This is a genomic window from Vagococcus sp. WN80Y (assembly GCF_059621045.1).
In genome coordinates this window covers 1-22,675 of record NZ_JCAQHY010000175.1, presented here as the reverse complement: position 1 = coordinate 22,675, position 22,675 = coordinate 1, and the positions used below count along the sequence as shown (strand labels likewise).

General features: G+C 37.9%; 20 protein-coding genes. 14 read left to right on the top strand and 6 right to left on the bottom strand.

The genetic code is table 11. From position 1 onward, the window contains the following. Positions 1-255: 255 nt before the first annotated feature. The gene (locus AC5KOD_RS21290) at positions 256-1,260 is read left to right on the top strand and encodes a LacI family DNA-binding transcriptional regulator (protein ID WP_496916601.1); all 1,005 of its coding nucleotides are present in this window, start codon (positions 256-258) and stop codon (positions 1,258-1,260) included. A 2,168-nt stretch (positions 1,261-3,428) separates the two neighbouring features. Here the strand turns inward: AC5KOD_RS21290 and AC5KOD_RS21285 are convergent. The 3 genes from AC5KOD_RS21285 to AC5KOD_RS21275 all read right to left on the bottom strand — a co-directional run bounded on the left by AC5KOD_RS21285 (position 3,429) and on the right by AC5KOD_RS21275 (position 7,412). Next, a complete protein-coding gene (locus tag AC5KOD_RS21285; RefSeq protein ID WP_496916600.1) occupies positions 3,429-4,226 on the bottom strand; it encodes an alpha/beta hydrolase in 798 nt (265 codons plus the stop codon). 115 nt (positions 4,227-4,341) lie between these two features. Then, positions 4,342-4,920, bottom strand: a complete 579-nt coding sequence (locus AC5KOD_RS21280) for a class I SAM-dependent methyltransferase (RefSeq protein WP_496916599.1) — start codon at positions 4,918-4,920, stop codon at positions 4,342-4,344. A gap of 137 nt (positions 4,921-5,057) precedes the next feature. Further along, on the bottom strand, positions 5,058-7,412 hold the full coding sequence (locus AC5KOD_RS21275; protein WP_496916598.1) for an ABC transporter ATP-binding protein/permease: 2,355 nt from the start codon (positions 7,410-7,412) through the stop codon (positions 5,058-5,060). A gap of 187 nt (positions 7,413-7,599) precedes the next feature. Between AC5KOD_RS21275 and AC5KOD_RS21270 the strand changes: the two genes are divergently transcribed. The 4 genes from AC5KOD_RS21270 (at position 7,600) to AC5KOD_RS21255 (ending at position 10,125) form a co-directional block, all read left to right on the top strand. Continuing rightward, on the top strand, positions 7,600-8,271 hold the full coding sequence (locus tag AC5KOD_RS21270; RefSeq protein WP_496916782.1) for a response regulator transcription factor: 672 nt from the start codon (positions 7,600-7,602) through the stop codon (positions 8,269-8,271). Next, on the top strand, positions 8,268-9,317 hold the full coding sequence (locus AC5KOD_RS21265; protein ID WP_496916597.1) for a HAMP domain-containing sensor histidine kinase: 1,050 nt from the start codon (positions 8,268-8,270) through the stop codon (positions 9,315-9,317). Before AC5KOD_RS21270 ends, AC5KOD_RS21265 begins: the two co-directional genes overlap by 4 nt. 105 nt (positions 9,318-9,422) lie before the next feature. Then, positions 9,423-9,710: a hypothetical protein gene (locus AC5KOD_RS21260; protein ID WP_496916596.1), complete on the top strand. Its 288-nt coding sequence runs from the start codon at positions 9,423-9,425 to the stop codon at positions 9,708-9,710. A gap of 142 nt (positions 9,711-9,852) precedes the next feature. Next, a complete protein-coding gene (locus tag AC5KOD_RS21255; RefSeq protein ID WP_496916595.1) occupies positions 9,853-10,125 on the top strand; it encodes a hypothetical protein in 273 nt (90 codons plus the stop codon). Between the two features lie 72 nt (positions 10,126-10,197). Here the strand turns inward: AC5KOD_RS21255 and AC5KOD_RS21250 are convergent, their stop codons facing one another. Then, on the bottom strand, positions 10,198-11,847 hold the full coding sequence (locus AC5KOD_RS21250) for a peptide ABC transporter substrate-binding protein (protein WP_496916594.1): 1,650 nt from the start codon (positions 11,845-11,847) through the stop codon (positions 10,198-10,200). Positions 11,848-12,160: 313 nt separating this feature from the next. On the opposite strand from AC5KOD_RS21250, the gene AC5KOD_RS21245 reads away from it, so the two are divergent. Then, a complete protein-coding gene (locus AC5KOD_RS21245) occupies positions 12,161-12,340 on the top strand; it encodes an HIT family protein (RefSeq protein WP_496916593.1) in 180 nt (59 codons plus the stop codon). Positions 12,341-12,719: 379 nt separating this feature from the next. Here AC5KOD_RS21245 and AC5KOD_RS21240 read toward each other — a convergent pair whose 3' ends face one another. Both AC5KOD_RS21240 and deoC read right to left on the bottom strand, forming a co-directional pair. Then, positions 12,720-13,283: a recombinase family protein gene (locus tag AC5KOD_RS21240; RefSeq protein ID WP_496916592.1), complete on the bottom strand. Its 564-nt coding sequence runs from the start codon at positions 13,281-13,283 to the stop codon at positions 12,720-12,722. 622 nt (positions 13,284-13,905) lie between these two features. Further along, positions 13,906-14,574: a deoxyribose-phosphate aldolase gene (gene deoC, locus AC5KOD_RS21235; protein ID WP_496916591.1), complete on the bottom strand. Its 669-nt coding sequence runs from the start codon at positions 14,572-14,574 to the stop codon at positions 13,906-13,908. A 158-nt stretch (positions 14,575-14,732) separates the two neighbouring features. Between deoC and AC5KOD_RS21230 the strand changes: the two genes are divergently transcribed. The 8 genes from AC5KOD_RS21230 to AC5KOD_RS21195 all read left to right on the top strand — a co-directional run bounded on the left by AC5KOD_RS21230 (position 14,733) and on the right by AC5KOD_RS21195 (position 22,429). Further along, the gene (locus AC5KOD_RS21230; protein ID WP_496916590.1) at positions 14,733-15,473 is read left to right on the top strand and encodes a DeoR/GlpR family DNA-binding transcription regulator; all 741 of its coding nucleotides are present in this window, start codon (positions 14,733-14,735) and stop codon (positions 15,471-15,473) included. Positions 15,474-15,612: 139 nt separating this feature from the next. Further along, entirely contained in the window at positions 15,613-16,050 is a 438-nt protein-coding gene (locus tag AC5KOD_RS21225; RefSeq protein ID WP_496916589.1) for a hypothetical protein, read from the top strand. Positions 16,051-16,065: 15 nt separating this feature from the next. Beyond that, positions 16,066-16,803 (top strand): DUF1003 domain-containing protein, encoded by a 738-nt coding sequence (locus AC5KOD_RS21220; RefSeq protein ID WP_496916588.1) that lies wholly within the window; start codon positions 16,066-16,068, stop codon positions 16,801-16,803. Between the two features lie 308 nt (positions 16,804-17,111). Next, on the top strand, positions 17,112-18,470 hold the full coding sequence (locus AC5KOD_RS21215; RefSeq protein WP_496916587.1) for an isochorismate synthase: 1,359 nt from the start codon (positions 17,112-17,114) through the stop codon (positions 18,468-18,470). Between the two features lies 1 nt (position 18,471). After that, on the top strand, positions 18,472-20,199 hold the full coding sequence (menD, locus tag AC5KOD_RS21210) for a 2-succinyl-5-enolpyruvyl-6-hydroxy-3-cyclohexene-1-carboxylic-acid synthase (protein ID WP_496916586.1): 1,728 nt from the start codon (positions 18,472-18,474) through the stop codon (positions 20,197-20,199). Next, positions 20,189-21,031, top strand: a complete 843-nt coding sequence (gene menH, locus AC5KOD_RS21205; protein WP_496916585.1) for a 2-succinyl-6-hydroxy-2,4-cyclohexadiene-1-carboxylate synthase — start codon at positions 20,189-20,191, stop codon at positions 21,029-21,031. Before menD ends, menH begins: the two co-directional genes overlap by 11 nt. Beyond that, positions 21,012-22,127: an o-succinylbenzoate synthase gene (menC, locus tag AC5KOD_RS21200; RefSeq protein WP_496916584.1), complete on the top strand. Its 1,116-nt coding sequence runs from the start codon at positions 21,012-21,014 to the stop codon at positions 22,125-22,127. Before menH ends, menC begins: the two co-directional genes overlap by 20 nt. 74 nt (positions 22,128-22,201) lie before the next feature. Continuing rightward, the gene (locus tag AC5KOD_RS21195) at positions 22,202-22,429 is read left to right on the top strand and encodes a hypothetical protein (RefSeq protein ID WP_496916583.1); all 228 of its coding nucleotides are present in this window, start codon (positions 22,202-22,204) and stop codon (positions 22,427-22,429) included. Positions 22,430-22,675: the final 246 nt, after the last annotated feature.

Here is a 22,675-nt window from a genome sequence, read left to right as displayed (position 1 = left end):
ATTTTTGAAACCGTTATCCATGAATACAGAATACACTATTAAAAATAGTTTGTAAATATATTTATCTAATTATATTTAATTTTTAGTAAATGTATTTCCTTTTAATTTTATTGATTATAATAGAAAACTGAAGGTTTAAAGATATTATTACACTTAAAATCAGTAAATTTATTTACTAAATCACCACACTGTACTATAATAAACTAAGCATAATACTGTGATGCAGATTAATAAAACTAACTAGGGGGCCATGTTGTGGTAACAATTAAGGAAATAGCGAAACAATCAGGCTATTCATCTTCTACCGTTTCAAGATTATTAAAAGATGATCCGACTTTATCTATTACGAATGAGACAAAACAAAAAATTCTTAAAACCGCGCTTAAGCTCGGTTATCAACGGGCAAAAATTCAGACAGTTATGGAAAAAGTGGCCTTACTTTTCTGGATTAGTGACCGAGAAGAGTTGGAAGATGTTTATTTCAAACAGATGAGACTTGCAATCGAAACTTACGGGCAACATAATAACATGGAAATCTGTCTTATTAGGCACGAAGACGGCTTAGCTGCTATTCCTAAAGATATTAACGGTTTTGTCGCAATTGGTGCCTACTCAACTAAGGAAGTTGCTTATCTTCATGACCTATGCCCTTATGGCGTTTTCGTTGATATGAATCCTGATCCAGATTTGTTCGATTCTGTTCAACCAGATACGAACCGGATTACGCAAAAAGCGATTGATTATTTTATTAGAAATGGCCACCAAAAAATCGGCTTTATTGGTGGAACCTATCATAATCCTAATACTGATAATGATGAGATGGACAATCGAGAAATTGCCTTTAGAGAATATATGACGAAAAAAAGGTTGTTAGATGATGCTTATATTTTTGGCGAAAAACATTTTTCAGTTCAAGATGGCTATGATGTCGCCACGCAAGCGATTCAACAACTAGCTGGAAAATTCCCCACTGCTTTTTTTGTCGCTTCTGATCCAATTGCTGTCGGAGTTCTCCAAGCATTAAACGAGCACAATATCTCTATCCCAACGGATGTTGCCATTATTAGTGTCAACAACATTGATGTCGCAAAGTATGTCTCTCCTCCTTTGACCACCTTTCACATTGATTTGGATGAATTATGTCGAACTGCGATTGACTTATTGGCAGACCAATTAATCTCTTTACGAGCAACAAAAAAACAAGTCTTTATCAGCTCAGAGTTAGTCATCCGCAAAAGCTTTGTTCCTATTGAAATCTAACTCAATAAAAATCACACGATTCCAGTAGTGCCCTCTAAAAATCTAACTTAGGGGGTTTTTATAATGGCAAAATATGATTCTCATTTAAAGAAATCAGTCGTTGAATCATATCAGAAAGGCGAAGGGGGATTCAAATAACTAGCTGATCAATTCGGTCTATCAGCTAAGTCAATAGTCGTGAAATGAGTAAAATCTGTCGAAAAATCACCAAACTTATTCTTCCCAATTCAAGCAAGATGTCATACACTATTATTTAACTAATGGTGAATCTTACCTAGATGTTGCTCTGAAATATGGACTGTCAGAAGGAATTCTACTTCAACACTGGCACCAAATATTTCTACGTCATAGCATTGAAGGTCTTTCACAGAAATCGAAAGGACAGCCTTCAATGACTAAGATGGTGAAATTTTATCTTATCGACTATCAAAAAAACCAAACGCAAAGGCCATTCTTGACGCCCAAAAAGAAGCGATTGACCAAACATCCAACTACCTTTATCGCCGAACCTTCCACTCTGATCAAGGCCGGGTTTAATTAATTCACATTTACACTCATTCAAAATAAAGAGTAAATGGAGCCTTAAGCGTGAGTTTTATTGGAAAATAAGTAAAAACCATGCTATAATAAAGACAATAAAAAGAGGACATGCGTCAACATGTCCCCTAAAAGTAACACCGTTAAAGACGGTAACAAGAATAATTATTTTATCGAAAAATAACCGACCTCGCAAAAGTGACGGTTATTTTTTTCGCTTTGTTTTAGCTCCTACTATAGCGGTCACAAGTTTAACAATTGCGGTAATTAAACCAACAACTGCCACTGTCACTGCTAGAATAGTCTCAAGCAAAAGGCTGGCTCCTTTCTCCAGATTTTGGTTGTACACCCATGCGCACCACCTCACTTTCAATTGAATCCCGCCACCGTCATTAACTTTTCTACTTCATCAATTATAACACAACATTCTTTCTCAAATACTCAAATCATACACCTGAAATTCAATAGTATCAATACTAATCCAGTATGTCTCCTAGGTACACCTAACCGTACATATTAACTTTTATAATTGTATTCCCTGATTTTCAATTTTCATTAGAATCGTTGGTTGCTTTTTTCAGCAAAAGTACAGTCCAAATTGCCGAACACCTTTAACACCTAAATTACCTCTTTTCCTTTGTCATTACCTCAAAATAAAGTGATAACTTCATGAAAAGGTTGAATCTCCGCTAATCCAATAGATTTAGAAGCTGCCTAATTAAACAATTAAGGATAGTTAGCTTCTTTCGAGGTAGTATCGTGATTAGACAACTCCTATCTCTTTGTGGTATAACAAGATAAATACCACTATGTCAAAACTCATTAACAACTAACTTCTATTAGATGAAATAGATTTTATTGAGTAGTTGAAATTGACCAACATGAGTCTCTTAGAATGGCTTTTTATAACATTTTTTTCTACTTTACAAATAAAAAGTAACGAAATAGCGGACAGGTTTGAAACAACCGGTCAATTGACTTATTTTTTATCTGAAAGGTAGCTATTATCAACTGTTATAAAGATTATTACGTTCCATAAGATAACATTATCCATCAAACCGATGTACGCTTTTAGCGTTTTGAACAGGTCGAGATTTTTTATTGCATAACAACCGTTCAATTTCGTGTCAAAATAAACCTGTAGTCAATAGAATAACAGATTTTCGCTTTTATTTTAATTCGATGTAACGAAATAACGGGCAGGTTTGAAACAACCGCTTAATTGACTTATTTCCATCTGAAAGGTAGCTATTATCAACAGTTGTAAAGATTATTACGTTCCATAAGATAACATTATCCGTCGAACCGATGTACGCTTTTAGCGTTTTGAACAGGTCGAGATTTTTCTGTTGAATAACAACTGTTCAGTTCAGTGTCAAAATAAACCCGTAGTCAATAGAATAACAGATTTTCGCTTTTATTTTAACTCGATGTAACGAAATAACGGGCAGGTTTGAAACAACCGGTCAATTGACTAATTTTTATCTGAAAGGTAGCTATTATCAACTGTTATAAAGATTATTACGTTCCATAAGATAACATAATGCATCGAACCGATGTACGCTTTTAGCGTTTTAAACAGGTTGAGATTTTTCTGTTGAATAACACTTTTGACCCTTTGTTGCACCAAGTCAAAATAAATAATCACTCAGTATAGAGACTACCTCTGAATGAGTCACTAACCCACTATGGGTGGCCTCTTTCCCATTAACAATAATAGCTTGATAATCTGCTGTCCCATAACTATAAATTTTTTCACCCATCGTTGCACTACTGAGTGGCACAATACCATCTCCATCTTGCTCCGATCTTCCTGCAATGGCTCTCACACTATCAATAGTTGGTAACTCCTTGGATTTTTTAATCATCTCGGTTAATTCTGCAGTCAGCGAAGACGTCTCCACCACTCCATTAAAAGGTGTGCCAATTGTCATCAATTTAGTTAACTTAGGATCACTCTCTTGATAATAGTCTTCCAAATAACTTGTCATGACTAACCCACCATTAGAATGGCCTACCGCTTGATAGGTAGAAAATTGATACCTCTCGTTTATTTTTACTAGAACCTGTTGAAACCACTCCCCTTGTAAATCCACGGCCTCTTCACTGTTGTCCTCAAAACCTATGACAATAAGTGGTGACCTTTCTTGCTCACTCAATTTGCCACTCACATTTATCTCACCCGTTTTCTCAACGTAAACCTTCAATACATTCTGGTTGTCTACGCCCAATGCTCTTAATTCTGAAATTAGCGAATCAAATCGCTTATTTGTTGCATTCGTTCCCGGTATGAAAATAGTGGGAGTGTTAATCTTAGTTGCTTTGGAACTCGTTGCTAATACATGATGAGCAAGTGTCATTGAACTAACAATTAGGCCTATCCCCATTACTCGTAGTATCACTTGAAATAATCGCTTCAGCTCTATCATCCATTATCTTCCCTTCTACTGGCTTTATCCGTTTGTAGAAGAATAACTCGATGACCTTAAACTTAACTTAAATGAATGATAATAAAACAGAGTGGACAAAAGTCTCACTCTGCTTTTATTTACTCGCAATTAAAATAACCGACATACTTCCCGTTCTTGTCTCTCGCAGTTCTTCTATCTTCAATCCGTGTTCTTTCATAATTAATTCGTATGCTTCCGCTGACCATAAGCGATAGTTCACCATCTGCATTGCCAACTTAGTTACAATCGAAACAAATTGTTGCTCCTTAAAGGTGGGAATTTGAGCAATCAGTTGGCCGCCACTTTTCAAAACACGCACACACTGCTCAATAATAGCGTCTATATTCGATACCTCATGTAAAACATTCATTGCAACGATGACGTCAAAACGTTCCGCGCTAAACTCCCAGTTATCCTCCCCTTGAACAGAAAAAATAATAGATGGCGAGCTTGCTGTTTCTTTAGCTTTAATAATTAATTCCTCAGACGCATCACACACGTCTAACGACTGACAGCCTGACTCTAATTGAACTGCCAGCTCAGCATTACTTGCACCGAGGACTAACACGCTTGAATCTGGTGTTACCTGCTCCTTAACCGCCTTAAAATATACAGGATCGATAACTGATGTCTCTTTTTTCCCCATGATGCGACTAAAAAAACTCCCTGCCATATCATCACCTTCTTTTGTCGATTAATAATTAAACCATTCTTATCTTAATTATATGCTACTCTCACTAAAAATGATAATGTAAACACAAAAGAAGAAGGAGCTGCAACTTTTGCCACAGCTTCTTCTTCATCACACATTTATTCTGATCGTAAGGCCTCAACTGGATCTTTCTTCGCTGCCATCCGTGCTGGAATACTACCCCCAATTAATGTCAGTACCACACTAATAAGAACTAAGGACAACGCGTGTAACGGTTGAAGTTGGGCAATATTAGCCAAGCCTGTCAAATCTTCTAAGACAATATTAGTCGGAATCGTTAATAAATAGGCAATGAGGATTCCCAAAAAGCCAGAGAAAGCCCCAATAATTAAGGTCTCAGCATTAAAGACGCGGGTAATATCTTTCTTGCGAGCACCTAGAGCACGTAAAACGCCAATTTCCTTCGTTCTTTCAAGTACCGAAATATAAGTAATGATCCCTACCATTATCAATGATACTACCAGTGAAATCGAAGCAAAGGCAATCAATACCATCGTAATAGCATCCATTATCCCTCCCGTCATTTCAGTCATTGAGCTAGCTAAATCCGAATAAACAATCGTATCTTTTGTTTCTTTTCCTTTATTATAATCATCTAAATAATCAATGATTTTATCTTTAGATTCAAAGTCAACTGGGTAAATATAAATCATCATCGGCGTAGAATCCCCACCTAGATAAGTCACAAAGGTTTCCTTTTCATCTGCTTTAAACGGCTCCATCGTCATAACATTAGTATCAGAGTCCCTTTGAGCTTTTACAATATCAGACTCTTTTTCCTTCGCTAAAATCAAATCAACCAAAGCGTCGCTATAGGCAATGCCATTAGCTAAAATAGCTACTTGAACGTCTTCTTTTTGACGAACAACTGCCGAAATTTTGACGGCCGTATTGGTCGTTGCCTCATAAACCTTATCCAAGTCCTGAACAGGCATAAAATTCCCCATATCAGATTTTTCATAAAAATCATTGTTGCTAACTAATTTTAATTCAGTTCCAACAATATCAGAAAATTTAAGCAACTTAACCTTTTCTGTATCAAAACCTAAGTTCTTCATTGTTTCTATATCAACTCGGTTTTTATTGTCGACAACCAAGACCATCTCAGTTTCATCTTTTGGATAATTTCCCTCAAGAATATCATAATTTTTTTTGAGATAATCGCTTCCTTTTCCATCAATTGACACAGGGTACGAAGACAAGCCGACACCGCTCATACTAGAAATCCCACCTGCTGAACCAGAACTGGCCATCCCTGAAATTCCAATATTAACCGATACAGGGGTCACCTTATCGTCTACTTTACGTAATAAATTCATCCCAACCATTCGCGTAAAGCCGATACTTCTGACTAAATCTGGATTGACCTCTTCAAGATAATCCACATACTCTTCTGTAATATTATTAGTATGAGTCACGTTGCTGTCTTCTGGGTTATATAAAAAAACTTCGTCTGACTTAACAAACTCCTTTTTTGCCATCGGTCCTTGAGATTGCATTTCCTTCATAGCCTCTTCATCCATGTTGACCGCTTGCCGTGACACTGTAATTGGAAACTCTGATAACGCATCGCTCTGAAACTCATCAATCTGAATTTGAAAACCAGAAGACAAACTTAAAATTAGGGCAATACCAATAATCCCAATACTTGCTGCGAAAGCTGTCAGCCCTGTTCGCCATTTTTTTGTGGCAATATTTTTTCCAGATAATTTCAACGCTGTCAGATAGTTCATACTGGTCCGCTTCAGTTGATAGTCATTATTAGTTGTCGTTTCAATATAAGGATTACTGTCCTTTTCTATATGGCCATCTTTAAAATTAACAATTCGGTCGGCGTATTGCTCCGCCAACTCTGGGTTATGAGTCACCATGATGACTAGTTTATCATCGGCTATTTCTTTAATTAAATCCATTATTTGTTCACTAGTAGTAGAATCCAAAGCTCCTGTCGGCTCATCAGCTAAAATAATATCAGGATCATTAGCCAACGCCCGGGCAATCGCCACTCGCTGCATCTGTCCACCAGATAATTGATTGGGCTTCTTGTGTAAATGCTCCTTTAATCCCACTCGTTCCAAAACTTGAGCTGCCCGTTGTTTCTTTTCCGCACTGCCAACACCACTCAGCGTCATGCCCATTTCAACGTTATCCAAAATGCTTAGATGAGTAATTAAGTTATAGCTTTGAAAAACAAACCCGACACTATTATTGCGATAAGCATCCCATTCGCCATCTTTAAATTGCTTGGTCGATTTTCCATTGATAACCAAATCCCCACTATCGTATTGATCCAATCCACCAATAATATTTAATAGCGTGGTTTTACCCGAACCACTTTGCCCAAGAATCGCCACAAATTCATTTTCTCTAAAATTGACACTCACACCATTTAGAGCTATCTGGGTAAAATCTCCCGTCGTATAACTCTTTTTGACATCCGTTAATTGTAACATCCTCTTCCTCCATTCATTTTGGTGATAGACAAATCTCAAAATCTGTCACGCTCTGTCCTCATCATTTCCAAAAGCTCTCGCAACTATAACATAGGAATGTGTCTTCATTATGAACACGCAGATTGCTTTTTTTAGAACGGATCTTGTGCTATAGTATAGTCAATAATTAGACAAGAAGGTGAGATAGATAGCCACAATATTAGTCGCAGAAGATGAAAAAAACATCCAAAAGCTCTATGTAAGATTACTCAAACAAGCAAATTTCCAGTCTGAAACAGCCGCTAATGGGTTAGAAGCATTAGCAATTATTGAAGAAAAGCAAATTGATTTATTAATTTTAGATGTTATGATGCCTGAGATGAATGGTTTTGAAGTAATAGACATGGTTCGACGATGGAATCCTGATTTACCTATTATGATGGTGACGGCCAAAGAGGCTGTGGCAGATAAAAAACGCGGCTTCCTCTCTGGTGCTGATGACTATCTTGTCAAACCAGTTGATGAAACTGAATTTATTCTTCGGGTTCAAGCTTTATTGCGACGTTCTAAAATCTATAGTGAAAAACGCTTAGTCATTAATCAAACGACACTCAACTCAGATGCTTTTACGATCGACGTCAATGGCAACACCTCCGAATTACCAAAAAAAGAATTCATGTTACTTTTCAAGCTGCTCTCATATCCCAACAAAATATTCACGCGACAGCAATTAATGGATGAATTGTGGGAACGAGATAGCGAAACAGATGAACGAACGATTGATACCCATATTAAAAAACTAAGGAAAAAAATAGCTGAAAATCCTGATTTTTATATTGTTACCGTTAGAGGTCTGGGCTACAAGGCGGTGAAAAAGTGAAGCGTATTTGGACTCTTCGTTGGCATTTTGTTGCCAGTACGATGTTTATCATGCTTTTAGCCGGTATTATTTCCGTTATTCTTTTCGTTATTCTAAGCAAGCTAAGCTTACCTGGTTTTAATAGTTCACCGCTAATTCGACTAATCAGTCTTAGCCTCGCCAGCTTTATCATTGGTACCGTTTTGTCTATCGCAGTTAGTAACAGCTTATTGAAAACGTCTCAACAGCTTATTAAAGGCACCCAACAAATTGCCAAGGGAGACTATAAAGTAAAAATCCCCCTCGCGAATCGTCAGCAAACTGAAATCAATGAATTAATTGGAAACTTCAATAAAATGGCCCAAGCCCTTGATAATGTGGAGCTCATTCACAATGATTTTATCAACAATTTTTCTCACGAATTTAAAACGCCAATTGTCTCAATCAAAGGGTTTGCCAAACAGCTTCAAGATTCCTCCTTATCTGAAGAAGAGCAACAAGAGTCTATCCAAATCATAATTAACGAGTCGGAACGCCTAGCACGCTTATCTTCTAATATACTGCAGCTGTCTAATTTAGAAAATCACGAAATTGTCAACTTACAAATGACCTCTTATCGATTAGACGAACAGCTACGTCATTGCCTGCTACTTTTACAGCAAGAATGGGAAGAAAAAGACTTATCCTTAGAGCTAAGCTTGGAGCCACTTACATTCTTTGGTGATCAAGAAATGATGACTTCCTTATGGCTCAACCTTTTAAGTAATGCCGTTAAATTTAATCGGCCGAGGGGATCTCTAACTGTCAAGTGTTACCGAGTAGGCGATCAGCTGAAAGTAAAAATAAGTGACACTGGTATCGGCATGGAAGATCACGTCAGACAGCATGTCTTTGACAAATTCTATCAAGGCGACCCTGCTCATCAAGAAATTGGCAGCGGATTGGGGCTCGCTATAGCCCAAAAAATTACGGTCCTTCATCAAGGAAAAATTAGTGTCAGGTCAACCATTAACACAGGAACAACGTTTACCTTAAAATTTGACGATCATCCCTTAGCTCACACTTAGATATGAGAGTGCGATAATTTCATATTTTTCGAACTTTCATTTTGTTTTCACGGGATTTTCATATCGACAGTGTATTGTATTAGGATGGAAAGGAGTGTTATGTGTATGAAACAAACGGTCTTTTTAGTTAGTCTCAATATCCAATCTAACCCTGTTGAAAAGTTAGCTAAGTTCAAAGAACTCGCTAAACAACAACAGTGGGTAGGAAAAAATTTGTTCGATACCTCTATAATCATTAAATGCTCAATCGAAGTTGACGATCTTCTAGAAATATTGCAAACCTTTATTTTTGATGAAGGGGACTATTTATTTATTTCTGAATTAACTAGTAATTACATAGGTTATCTACCAGAAGAAAAATGGAAAAGAATTAATCACGATATTTTTGGTTAATCACTGACTATTAGGATAGCCCATACACCAAACTCCAATTAAACAGTCTAGACCATGTGATAAGGTTCTTCCTTGCCACACGCTCAAAACTGACTCACTTTCCGATTTAGTAGCGTTAAACTTATGTCGTGAAGGGAGAAAAATGATCGATTATCAAATCACACATATTAGACGGCGAAGTCATAATCGCGAATCGACTGAAAGCATTTGCGAAGTTCAACTAAGTAATGGGGATACGCTCACTATAGCTACCTTAATCAGCTACATCGATATGGGGTTTAGCTATTATTATCGTGACCATCATAATCATATCATCACAATTGAATCCTTTCACCCCTTTTACAAACAATCCTTTGTTCGTTCAAGTAGCCATTTAGGTGTGATTGATTGCTTATTACTCTTACCAACTTTTTAATAAGCCAAAAAAACTCAGAATGTTCGACAGTCTAAGCACTGTCAAAATATTCTGAGTTTCTTAGTTTAGGAACTATTCAGCTAAATACATCGTTTTATACTCAAAACGGGGGCCAACATTGTGGAAAATCAATTCTTGCAGCTTCGGATTACGTAAATAAGTTGGTGCACTAAAGTAAATGGGAGTAATTCCTTGATCATCCATTAATGTCTTTTCTGCATCCAATAAATCTTGCCAACGTTTGTCTGCATCGAGAGCATCTTCATTATTTGCCTTTTTCAAGAAATTATCATAAGCTTCACTTTTATACTTGCCCCAATTATACGAAACATCTGATTGGAATAACTGGAACAAACTACTTGGATCTGGATAATCAGCTCCCCAGCTTACAAGGTACAAATCAAATTCTTGGTTGGAAGCATTTTTCATAAATACTGACACTGGATAGACAGCTGGCTCCATCTTTGCGCCAGCAAGATTATCTGCAAAAAGACCTTGTAAGTATTCAGATACTTTTTTCATGTCCTCATTTTCAAAGGTAATCAATTGAATTGGCACCTCTGCATCGGCATCTAACCCAACCTCTTTTTTACCTTCTAACCACAATTTCTTCGCTTCTTCCACATCTGTTTTCAAATGATTGCCACTCGCTTGAGAGAACTCTTCTTTGGTGTCTGGATTGACAAATAAATCGTTAAAAATTAAACCTGTCGCCGGCTTAACACCATTTCCTAAGACACTATTAGCAATACTATCTCGGTCAATTAATAATGAAATAGCTTGGCGTATTTTTTTATTTTGATACAATTTTTTTGTTTGATTGTAACCTAAAAAAATAGTTTGAGCAGGCTTTTCAGCTACAAAAGCTGGATCATCTATTTTACTCTTAGCGTATTCACCAGAAATACTGACATCATCCGCTTCACCACTTTCAAACAGACTCACATTAGTCGCTGTTTCTTTTACCACTTCAACATTAATCGTCTCCATCTTAACAGCAGAAGCATCCCAATAATCAGAATTTTTTTGATAGGTCCAGTTACTTCCTATTCCCGGGCCATCAAAGTTTGTCATTGTAAATGGACCGTTATAAATTGCATGGTCACTGTCTGAGGCAAACTTTTCACCTTGCTTCGATACGTAAGCTTCATTTAATGGGAAATAGGCAGGAATCGCCAACATCATCGTAAAATGAGGCGTTGGTTTTGTCAATTTGATTGTCAAGACATCCCCCTCAGCAGATACACCAAGCTCTTTTTTGTCCTTGTCTCCTTTAATAATTTCATCTGCATTAAGAATACTCGTGTACAGGTAAGTATTTTCGGCCGCCACAGCTCGCTTCCAAGCAAAAACGTAATCTGCGGCTGTTACTGCATCACCATTAGACCATTTAGCATTTTTTCTTACTTTTATGGTATATTCTAGGCCATCCTCACTGATTTCGGGTAAGTCTTCCGCACCAGCTGGCTCTGGTTGGTTCCCCTCGCCTAAGCGATATAACCCTTCATAAATATTATTTAACGCAATGTTACTATTGGCATCCACGGTGTTAGCCGGATCAATCGAGTTTAACTCTTGTGTGACATTTATCGTTGCAACCTGTGAAGTTTCTGCTTTTTTTGACGGATCAGGCGACTTCGATGTCTCTTTTCCACCTGAACATGCACTTAATAATGCTACTGTAAAAAACGACAAAACAATCAATCTAGCTCTCTTTTTCATGAGTCTCTCCTTCTGGTTTCCACTTTTTGAATGAGGGTATTCTTTCATTTAACTGATTGCTCACTTTTTCACTATTATGATCAAAAAAGAAATAATCCTCTTAAATCTAATATCCCTTAAACAAACGACAATTAACTGCTTATTGATAACCATAACTCATTTAAAGTTTAACACGAATTAGGCTTATCTTCTATCGTTAACTCTCTTCTTTTATGATTAAACACGATTTAATTAGATTTGGACACTTTCGACTTAGCTAACTATCAATAATAAAATAGGGCTAATAATGTTTCAACTAAAAGGAGATTGGCCAATGACTAACTGTATCTTTTGCCACAGAATCACACCCGAAACAAAGTTATTAGAAACTCCCCACTTTTTCTTGATTCTAGATCATCAACCTATTCAGACAGGTCACCTATTATTGATATCAAAGGAACATGTAAAAACGATGACTGACTTACCTGATGAACACCTTTTCGAACTGGTTTAATTAGAAAAAAAGATCATTTTCTTATTAGAGCAACAACTAGATATTGAAGGTATAACAGTTGTTCAAAACAATGGGAAATTAATGAACGAGGGAACTCATTTCCATCTTCATTTAATACCAAGGTATCAACAAGATGCTTTTTGGGATAACCATTCAGTCACACCCCATCCTCTTGATATTGAGTTGCTGAAAAAATTAGTATCAAGCCTTTCAACACAAACTTAAAAAGAACCACTTCCATCTCGCCCCCGATGTTCGTTTGTTAATTAACCACATCGGGAAGGATAAAGGTACCTTCTTCTTTCTCCTGACTGTCATTTTATTGTCAAAAAAACTCTTGATTAAAGTCGATTAGACCTTAATCAAGAGTATCTAGTTATTATTTAATGCTTTCTTGCGTATATTTGTACGCAGTTCCTAAAGAGATGTTACATTCTTCAGCAATTTGACGTAACGTATACTTATTGTTGTGGTACAAGAATTGAACACGTTCAACCGTTTCTTCAGAAATTCTTGGGCGACCGCCAATACGTCCATTACGACGAGCTTCTTCCAAACCACGAGACGTTCTTTCACGAATAATCGCTTTTTCCATTTGAGCCATGTTAATAATCATCGCTGTAAACACATTGTTATCTAACTCTTTTAAGGCTTCTTCTTTTTCTAAAACGATTAACTCGATTCCTTTTTCATCTAGCTCAGTCACAAAATCAGCTAATTGGATCACTGATTTACCTAAACATACTAGTTCAAATACAATTAATTTATCGCCAGCTTCCATTGTTTCAACAGTTGCTTCTAATTCCATATGTGGATGAGTGGTTGTTTTTTGGTCGTCAGTTTCTAAAACAATACGGTCACACCCATATTTCCCTAAACCTTCTAATTGAGATGATAAGTAACCTTGGTCTTCACTCTTATATGCATATCCGATCGTTGTCATAATAACTTCCTCCTATTAATTTAATAATTAGCGTTTTTTATAAAGATTCTTCTTTAGTAGCTCTTCTACACTTATTAGTATATGCATTATCCAACATCATTACTACATCAAGCTTTGCACATGTTTATGTAATATCTGAAAATACTGACCCTTAAATAAACAAAAAGCCTGTACTACGGGCTTTTTGTTATTTAATGTCAATTTTTACATATCTATATGCAACTATTAAATACTCGTATTTTATAAAACAATTATGACTTTTTGATTCGCTTTTCCCCACTAATTAAGCAGCAACTTACTCTTAAAAGGGAAGTTAAACAGATTGACTCAAATTAGCAATTATTAATATCTCGACCTAAAATCGATCCGCTAATCAAAACGATTAAAATTGAATTATTTCAATATATAAAAGGTGTTATTAAATAACGACTCTCATCTATTAGCTCTTCTCAAAATGACACTTAATTATTCTTCATCCTTTTATCCTCACCTATGAGAAACGTTGCTTTAATCAAAAAGTAGAGGGGGACAAAAGTCCTCCCTCTACTGATTTCAACACTATTAGGTGAAACACACACACTTAAAATTTAACTAAAGTAATTCGTTTCTTCTATTTATAAGCCTAATAACCACCGCTCGCTTGATTACCTTCATACGCACCAATTGCACTACTTGCACCTATTCGATCTACGCCCGCTTCAACAAAGGCCTCGAAATCTGCTTTGCTCCTAATCCCACCTGAGGCCTTAATTTTCACATGATCACTCAAGCATTCTTTGAAAAGTGCAATATCTGCTAAATCAGCACCAGCATCAGAAAAACTAGTCGACGTTTTGATAAAATCAGCACCAGAATCACTAACAATTTTACATAATGATATTTTTTCTTCTTTTGTTAGATAGCTAGTTTCGATGATTACTTTAAGAATGTGAGATCCAATAGCTTCTTTGATCTGTTCAATCTCATGTTGAACCTTAGTAAATTCCTTACTTTTAACAGCTGATACATTGATAACCATATCAATTTCATCTGCTCCGTCTTCAACGGCTTGCTTAGCTTCAGCCACTTTGGCAGCAGTTGCCGCGTAACCTAAAGGAAAGCCAATCACTGTTGTAATCGTTAATTTCTCACCAAACTTAGATGCCATATCTTTGACATAGCACGGTGGAATACACGCTGACGCTGTTTGATAGGTAACACTTTCTTGGCAAATTCTTTCTACATCAGCTCTCGTTGCAGTTGGAGAAAGGATCGTATGATCCACTTTACTTAAAACCTCATTTTTAGTCATTAGAGCACCTCTTTGTTATTTTTTTATAACATTTGTTAAATCAATACTAACATTTCAACTCGAAACAGTCAATTATGATCAAATTAATCACAAAACTCCTTTATCAACTGCTATAATGAAATAAAGCCCCGTCGCTAATCCAAAGGAGTAAATATTATATGAAGAAAAAAATGAGACAAGAAAAAATCTATCATTATATCAAGCAAACAGGTGAAGTTTCTGTAAAGAAATTGGCCCAACTACTCGCTGTCTCTGAAATGACCATTCGTCGTGACCTACTAGACTTAGAAACTTTCCATGAAACAGAACCTCAAAAAAAAAGTCAAACAGATTACGATTTACTAACCGCTTTAAAGAAAGAACATCAAAAAAAGTTTCGAATTGGGGAGAAAGCAGCCTCTTTAATTGATGATCATGAAACAATTATCATTGATACTGGCAGCACAACCTCAAAAATTATTCCCTATTTAGACTCGGATAAACAGCCGACAATCTTAACTTTTAACTCGCATATCTTGGCCGAGCTACTCACTAACAGTCAGATCGAATTAAAATTCTGTGGCGGAAATTATCACCCCGAAACAGGTATGTTTGAATCGACTGAGGGGATTAATTTTCTGAAACAACATCGCGCAACCAAATACTTTGCTTCCGCTTCTGGTATTCATGAAACATTAGGTGTCACCTGCATCAATACTTATGAAACGGCCATCAAACAAGCCAGTATTGATAGTTCTTTAGAAATTATCTTAATGGTTGATTCTAGCAAGTTTGGTATTTTATCCCCTGCTGTTTTCTGCAACCTGTCCCAAATACACACAATTATTACAGACAAAAATATCTCAAATCAATGGCTCTCCTCACTTGAAAAACAAGGTATTACTGTCCACATCGTTTAAACTTAATAGGTAGACTTAAAACGCCCGAAACCATTGGTTTACCTACCTATTATCGTACTGATCACCAATCACAAGAAAGCGTTCTTTATTTAAGATATGCTATAATTAGGGCACATAATATAAATGATGAGGTGAGAAAATGACAGAATATTCAAGGCTTGAACAAATACAGCAGATCAAGGAATGGAATGAACTATATGAAACACTACTATTAGGTGTTATTTTCGGTGAAATTGAAACGAAAAACACGACCGTCACAACAACGAATGTCCAATTAGATTTCAGTGGTGTCGCCCTTGCCAGCCTGCCTCATGCTAAAAATTTGTTAACTTTTCCAACCATACCACCAAGTTCGTTCAAAGTAGTCTATGAAAACCCCATAATAGCTGATTTTATTCGCAGTTTATTTCCAACGCTGACGATAGATTTTGAGAAAGTCGTCACTCATCTCGGTCACGAAATACTGATTGATCAATCTAACCTCAATGATCATCCCTGGCTAAACGCCATTGCCAGCGGCATCAACGAAATGTCTCTCAATTTCGTTCATATTCGCGTTTTCATTATTTTGAATTAATTGGAGGAATAATCAATGACAAGCACTCAAAAAAAATGCCCTATTTGTTCAACACCAATGGCTTCAGCCGTTTTACTTAAACATATTGAACCTGAGATAAAAGCACTGATTCTGGCCGACTATCCTGATTTGACAGATCATGCAGAAATCTGCTTTTCCCATGTAATGGACTATCGTTTAGCCAATATTCAAAGTAAAATAAAAAGTGATTCTGACGATATGGCAGCTATTAATAAATCTGTTATTCAAAGTATTCAATCTGGAACACCTATTTCGACCAATACCAATAATGCAATCGATGAGCATTTAACAGCTGGTCAAAAAACGGCTGACGCGATTGCCAAGTTTGGTGGGAGTTGGCCATTCATTTTTACCTTTATTGGGGTCCTCATCGTTTGGATAACCATTAACGCCATTTCTCTGTTTGCCAAACCCTTCGACCCTTACCCTTTTATCTTACTTAATCTAGTTCTTTCTTGTTTAGCCGCCGTCCAAGCCCCAGTCATTATGATGAGTCAAAATCGCCAAGGGGATCGTGACCGCATGCAAACAGCTAATGACTATCAAACAAATCTAAAAGCAGAAATCGAAATCCGCTTACTCCATCAGAAAATGGATCATCTCCTTAATAACGAATGGCAACATTTAGTTGAAATTCAGACTATTCAACTCTCTTTATTAGAGGAATTACAAAAACAGCTTGATGACCTCAAAGCATCCCCTTCTAATAATTCAACCATCAAAAACAACTGATAAAAATGGAGCTGCGATTTATATCACAGCTCCATTTTCCTATCATTAGTCAAATCACTTCAGATAATTGTTTCTTTTTAGTCATTGATGCTAGCTGGTCTTGAATTTTCTTTTTGAAAATAAAGCTAATAACTAATTAACGCCCTAAAATAGTTCATTATTATTTGAGATTTATCAGACTCCCCTCTGCAATAGATAGCCAAATCAAATAGTTGACTTTATGACAAATTCTATATGATAATTGGGAGTTGAAAACAGCCAGTAATTGTTTCTTCATCATTGGCTATGGAAAGGAAGTAACACACTACATGAATCTCCCAAATGCTTTAGTTTCAGCTTTCGAGGCTGGCTACCGTGAATTTAGTTGGGTCACAAAACTCCCTCATATATCTGAGCCCTTGACGCTTTTTCGAAAAAGTCAAACTCATTATCAAGGCCAACGTTTTTATTGGCAACCCCCCTCTCAGGATCTCATTTTAATTGGTTGCGGTGAGTATGACAGCTTGATTCCCAGTTCATTATCCGCTCAAGAAATGACCGTTTGGGTCAATCAAAAACAAGGAGCTATCTATCATAATCACACTCTTTATGGCACAGGCGCTGTATTATTTGGCGGACTTCCTTTTAATGATAACCACTCGGCACCAGAGATTTGGGGAGAACTGGATCATGGGCTCTTTTATCTCCCAGCTCTTCTTGTTAGTTATCTTGGTGAAGAGACCTATTTGACAATTACTTTCGCCGCGACTTCCTTACAGGAACTAAAAAATAACTGGTTTGAAAGACAAGAACAACTTAATAAGTGGCTTAAGGCAGTCCCTATCGACCAATCAGAGGGCCCAATTGACACAACCGAAATAGCTGTCGACAGTTGGCTTGGTATAGTAGATAAAACAGTTGACGCGATAAAAAAAGACGCTTCGTTACAAAAAGTAGTTCTTGCTCGGCAACTAAAAGTATCCAGCCAAAAGGCTTGGCAAGTAGAGATGATTTTACAACGTCTAATCGAGCAACAACCCGATACCTATGTCTACATCTTAGAACGACATGATTCCTTGTTCATTGGCGCTAGTCCTGAAAGACTACTCCAAAGCACTAAAACAGAGTACATTACAGCTTGTATTGCAGGTTCAATCGCTCGAGGCAAAACTGCTCAAGAAGATTATCGCTTGGGTCAAGACTTGCTTAATGATCTAAAAAATCAACATGAACATCAAATCGTAGTGGATCAAATTGCCACAGACTTTCAGACGATGATTGCTAATGAATTACTGATTCAGCCAGCTAGTCTTTTAAAAAATCGTGACATACAGCATCTTCATGTGCCTTTACGTGGTCAACGAAAAGCTGCTTCGACACTTTTAGCTGGTGTCAAAAAACTTCATCCAACTCCTGCTCTAGGCGGTCAACCACAAGCGTTAGCGCGAGAATTCATCGCAAATCATGAGCCTCTTGGACGAGGAATGTACGGAGCACCTATCGGTTGGGTCTCCTTACAAGATGATCAGGGGGAGTTTGCTGTTGGGATTCGCTCAGCAGTATTAACAAAGAAAACCGGTTATTTGTATGCCGGGTGTGGCATTGTTACTAATTCGATCGCTGAATTAGAACGACACGAAACAGCTATTAAATTTCAGCCCATCTTGCGGGCACTAGGAGGAATCTAAGATGTCTCATCAACGAACAATGACTGTGTATTTACAACATTTTGTCCAAGGTCTTATTGCAAGTCAACTTGAGACAGTAGTCATCAGTCCTGGATCACGTTCCACCCCTTTAGCTTTATTGCTACATAGAGAAACAGCCATCAAAACTTATATTGCAGTCGATGAACGTTCTGCTGCTTTTTTTGCTTTAGGTTTAAGTAAAACCCAAGGTAAGCCTGTCGCTCTCCTTTGTACCTCTGGAACTGCGGCCGCTAACTATTATCCAGCGATTTGTGAGGCTCAGGAAAGTCATGTACCATTGGTTGTTTTGACCACCGATCGGCCTCATGAACTACGTCAGGTCGGCGCTCCCCAAACAATGGATCAACTGAATTTATTTCAAGGGCATGTTAAGCAGTTTATTGAAATGGCCTTACCAGAGGAGACTCCAACTTTACTAAATTATGCTTATTGGCAAAGCGTTCGGTCAGTTCAAACAGCTAATCAAGTCCCAGCTGGCCCTGTCCATTTGAATTTCCCTTTAAGAGAACCTCTATTACCTGATTTAGCTCTTAAAGTGACACCTCCTCAAGGGAAACAAGTCCTTCAAGGTCGGCAACAACTGTCTCAAACTGATGTCGGGCAGCTAATCTCCTCCTGGTCTAATAAAAAAGGCGTCATCCTTGTCGGCGGCAGTCACACTAACAATGAAGCAGAGTCTTTTATTCGCTTGGCAGAGGCTCTTAATTGGCCCCTTTTAAGCGATCCATTGGCTAATATCATGACAAGTGGCTCTAATAGTTCAAGCATTATGGCTCATAGCGATTTATTCATTCAAGAACTACCTAACTGTCGACCAGAAATAATCGTTCAATTTGGTCCTTTGCTACTTTCAAAAAATATTATGAATTGGCTCTCTGATCTGAACCCAATTCAGACAGAGTGTTACTTTATCGACGAGACTGGCCAGTGGCTAGAACCACTTAAACAAGCTCAAACCATTATCCAAGCAGATGAACAAGTCCTGATCCACTCTCTATTATCTCATCCTGCCCTGATGCCTTGCTCTAAGGAATGGCTTGATTCTTGGAACATCTTCCAAGAATTAGTCGACACTTTGATCCTAGAAGACCTGCAATCTGCTGAACTAAACGAGGCCACTGCAAGTCTAGCCGTTCATCAAGCTATGGACGAAGATGGTCAATTGTTTGTCTCAAATAGCATGCCAATTCGCTATTTAGACCGCTATATGACCAAGCGTGACACCTCTTACACACTTTACGGCAATCGAGGCATTAACGGAATTGATGGAATAATCTCAACTGCACTCGGCATGACTGCGAGTCACCCAGAGCGGCAAAATGTGTTATTAGTGGGGGACTTAACACTCTACCACGATATGAACGGCTTACTGCTGGCTAAAAAATATGAGTTGCCTTTAACTATTGTCCTGCTTAACAATAATGGTGGTGGCATCTTTTCATTTCTATCGCAAAATCAATTGGACGAAGCAGATTTTGAACCCCTTTTCGGCACGCCATTGGAAATGGATTTCTCATTAGTAGCCCAACTTTATGAAGGGCACTATCGCTCCGTTACAAGCTTAAGTCAGCTTAAACAGTTATTAGCAACACCAACGAGTGGCTTGCGAGTCCTAGAAATACAAACAAAGCGTGACGATAATGTCAAAGAGTTGCAGCGCGTAACAGCTAGAATCAAACAAGTCTTTGGTAATCTCAATGAAGCGTGAGATTAGAGGGGTAAGCTATTATTACAATTGGCTCACTGACTACCATCCTGAGCTACCAACGCTGGTTTGTCTCCACGGCTTCACTGGAACAAATGAGACCTTTAAAGGTTTAGCCGCTTATCTATCAGAGTTTAATCTCTTAGGCATTGATTTAATCGGACATGGTCAAACGGATAGCTTCGTCCATCCTTACCGTTATCAGATGACCTCCTTAACTTCAGATATCAAATTACTGACTGAAGCACTTAACCTAACTCACTTTGGACTGTTAGGCTACTCGATGGGAGCTCGTGTTGCATTAAGCTTCACTCTGACTTATCCAGACTCAGTCAGCCATTTATTACTAGAAAGTGGCTCACCTGGCCTAACTACAGCCACCGATCGCCAGGCACGCCGAAATAGTGATCGCCATCTAGCACAGCGACTCTTAGCTGAACCACTTGTGGATTTCGTCAATAACTGGGAACAGCTCCCTTTATTTGCCAGTCAACAGCGTTTAGCCAAACAGCAACAACACATCATTAGACAGGAAAGACTCAGTCAAACCTCTTTTGGCTTAGCTGCCAGCCTCTGGGGAATGGGAACCGGCAGTCAACCCAATTATTGGTCCGCCCTAACTAAGTTAAATCAACCCACTCTTGTGTTAACTGGAAGTAACGATCTTAAATTTCAAGCGATCGCTCACCAAATGACTCTTATTCATCCAAAAATTAAGAGTGAAGTCATTCCTGATGCAGGCCACGCCGTCCATTTAGAGCAAGAAAAACGAATGGCGCAACTCGTACTAAATTGGTTGAAAGGAGCTGATATTATTGAGACTAACCAAAATTGAACGTTATGAAGTCCGTTTGCCACTTGTCAGCCCTTTTACAACAAGTTACGGACAGCTAACCACCAAAGCTTTTGACCTAATCATCGTGACTGATGAAAAAGGCTATCAAGGCTACGGTGAGCTACTTCCTTTTGAGCAACCAGATTATCTAGAAGAAACATTAGCGACGGCACGGATTATATTAACGGAACATATCATGCCATTATTGATCAACAGAGAAATTGAACAGCCACAGGAAGTCAGTCAGCTCTTATCATCTATTCAAGGCAATCATATGGCAAAAGCGAGTATAGAAACAGCTATCTGGGATCTATACGCTAAGCGACAAGGTCACTCTCTCAGCCATTATTTTCAGGAAACCCGATCAGCTATTCCAGTTGGGATTAGCTTAGGGATTGATACTGATTTATCTCGGTTAGCTACGACTGTTGAAACAGCACTTAACCAAGGCTATCAACGAGTTAAACTAAAAATCAAACCTGGCTACGATCTGCAGCCCATTAGTTTTTTACGTCAACGGTTTCCAGACCTAGTTCTCATGGTCGATGCCAATTCTGCTTATAGTTTAGCGGACATCCCTCACTTAAAAAAGCTGGATGATTATCAGCTGGCTATGATTGAACAGCCTTTTGCTAGCAATGATTTTCTTGACCATCAAGCACTTCAAAAAATTTATCAAACAAGGCTTTGCCTTGATGAAAATATTAGAAGCTTAAAAGATTGTCAATTAGCTCATCGCCTAGATAGCTGTCGCAGTATAAACCTCAAAATACCACGAGTCGGTGGGTTAACAGAAGCCTTAAAAATTGTCGACTATTGTCAGCAGCATCAACTGTTGGTTTGGCTTGGCGGTATGTTTGAATCGGGAATCGGACGAGCTTTAAATCTACAATTCGCTTCTCAAGCATATATGAGCTTCCCTGGTGATCTTTCCGCCTCCGAGCGCTATTTTCATCAAGATATTATTACTGAGCCTTTTCATCTGGAACAAGGGCTGATGACAATTCCAGAGGGGACGGGGATTGGGGTTTCGTTGGATTTCCAATATTTACAAAAAGTTGGTCATTATCAGCTAATGTATCAAGAGAAGCAATAGTTTCAAAACTCTACATATCATCTACATAACACTCTGCTAAACTGGGGTTATCAATTAAAATAGAGGTGAAACGTATGAGAAAAGGAATCGTTTTAGGTATTATTGTATTAGCGGCAATGGCACTATTGTTAACGCCACTCAAAGCTTCTGCGAAAAGTCACAGACAACAGGGGAACTGTTTAACAAATCAGGAGGCTCGCCCTCATAGGATGAGAACACAAGTACCTACCACAGCTGACACAGTTGAAAATCATCATCACAATTGGACTGGTCTGAATACCCGAGCTTGTCTAGCTCAATAGAAATTGACGCTCTAAAAGACGAAACGCATCAAGAGGGTGGGACAAAAAACCTCACCCTTCTACTATTTCACGTATATTGTGTAATAAACGCGCTCCAAAAGTCTGCTCACTACGTTTTACTACGCTACGCTTCGTTGTCCTAAACTTCTAAGCAACTAAAGTTGCAAGAGTTAAGGCTCTTCAATCTCAACAACTTCTAAATGCTAAAGCATTAAGAGTTGCCATTATTCTTAGTGCTTTAGCACT

What these genes read in the sequence shown, in the direction of transcription:
- AC5KOD_RS21230 (WP_496916590.1), top strand. Translation starts at nt 14,733, where the DNA reads ATGAAGAAAAAAATGAGACAAGAAAAAATCTATCATTATATCAAGCAA.
- AC5KOD_RS21215 (WP_496916587.1), top strand. Translation starts at nt 17,112, where the DNA reads ATGAATCTCCCAAATGCTTTAGTTTCAGCTTTCGAGGCTGGCTACCGT.
- AC5KOD_RS21285 (WP_496916600.1), bottom strand. Translation starts at nt 4,226, where the DNA reads ATGATAGAGCTGAAGCGATTATTTCAAGTGATACTACGAGTAATGGGG.
- AC5KOD_RS21255 (WP_496916595.1), top strand. Translation starts at nt 9,853, where the DNA reads ATGATCGATTATCAAATCACACATATTAGACGGCGAAGTCATAATCGC.
- AC5KOD_RS21275 (WP_496916598.1), bottom strand. Translation starts at nt 7,412, where the DNA reads ATGTTACAATTAACGGATGTCAAAAAGAGTTATACGACGGGAGATTTT.
- AC5KOD_RS21250 (WP_496916594.1), bottom strand. Translation starts at nt 11,847, where the DNA reads ATGAAAAAGAGAGCTAGATTGATTGTTTTGTCGTTTTTTACAGTAGCA.
- AC5KOD_RS21220 (WP_496916588.1), top strand. Translation starts at nt 16,066, where the DNA reads ATGACAAGCACTCAAAAAAAATGCCCTATTTGTTCAACACCAATGGCT.
- AC5KOD_RS21225 (WP_496916589.1), top strand. Translation starts at nt 15,613, where the DNA reads ATGACAGAATATTCAAGGCTTGAACAAATACAGCAGATCAAGGAATGG.
- AC5KOD_RS21260 (WP_496916596.1), top strand. Translation starts at nt 9,423, where the DNA reads ATGAAACAAACGGTCTTTTTAGTTAGTCTCAATATCCAATCTAACCCT.
- AC5KOD_RS21240 (WP_496916592.1), bottom strand. Translation starts at nt 13,283, where the DNA reads ATGACAACGATCGGATATGCATATAAGAGTGAAGACCAAGGTTACTTA.
- AC5KOD_RS21245 (WP_496916593.1), top strand. Translation starts at nt 12,161, where the DNA reads ATGACTAACTGTATCTTTTGCCACAGAATCACACCCGAAACAAAGTTA.
- menH (WP_496916585.1), top strand. Translation starts at nt 20,189, where the DNA reads ATGAAGCGTGAGATTAGAGGGGTAAGCTATTATTACAATTGGCTCACT.
- AC5KOD_RS21195 (WP_496916583.1), top strand. Translation starts at nt 22,202, where the DNA reads ATGAGAAAAGGAATCGTTTTAGGTATTATTGTATTAGCGGCAATGGCA.
- AC5KOD_RS21280 (WP_496916599.1), bottom strand. Translation starts at nt 4,920, where the DNA reads ATGGCAGGGAGTTTTTTTAGTCGCATCATGGGGAAAAAAGAGACATCA.
- menD (WP_496916586.1), top strand. Translation starts at nt 18,472, where the DNA reads ATGTCTCATCAACGAACAATGACTGTGTATTTACAACATTTTGTCCAA.
- deoC (WP_496916591.1), bottom strand. Translation starts at nt 14,574, where the DNA reads ATGACTAAAAATGAGGTTTTAAGTAAAGTGGATCATACGATCCTTTCT.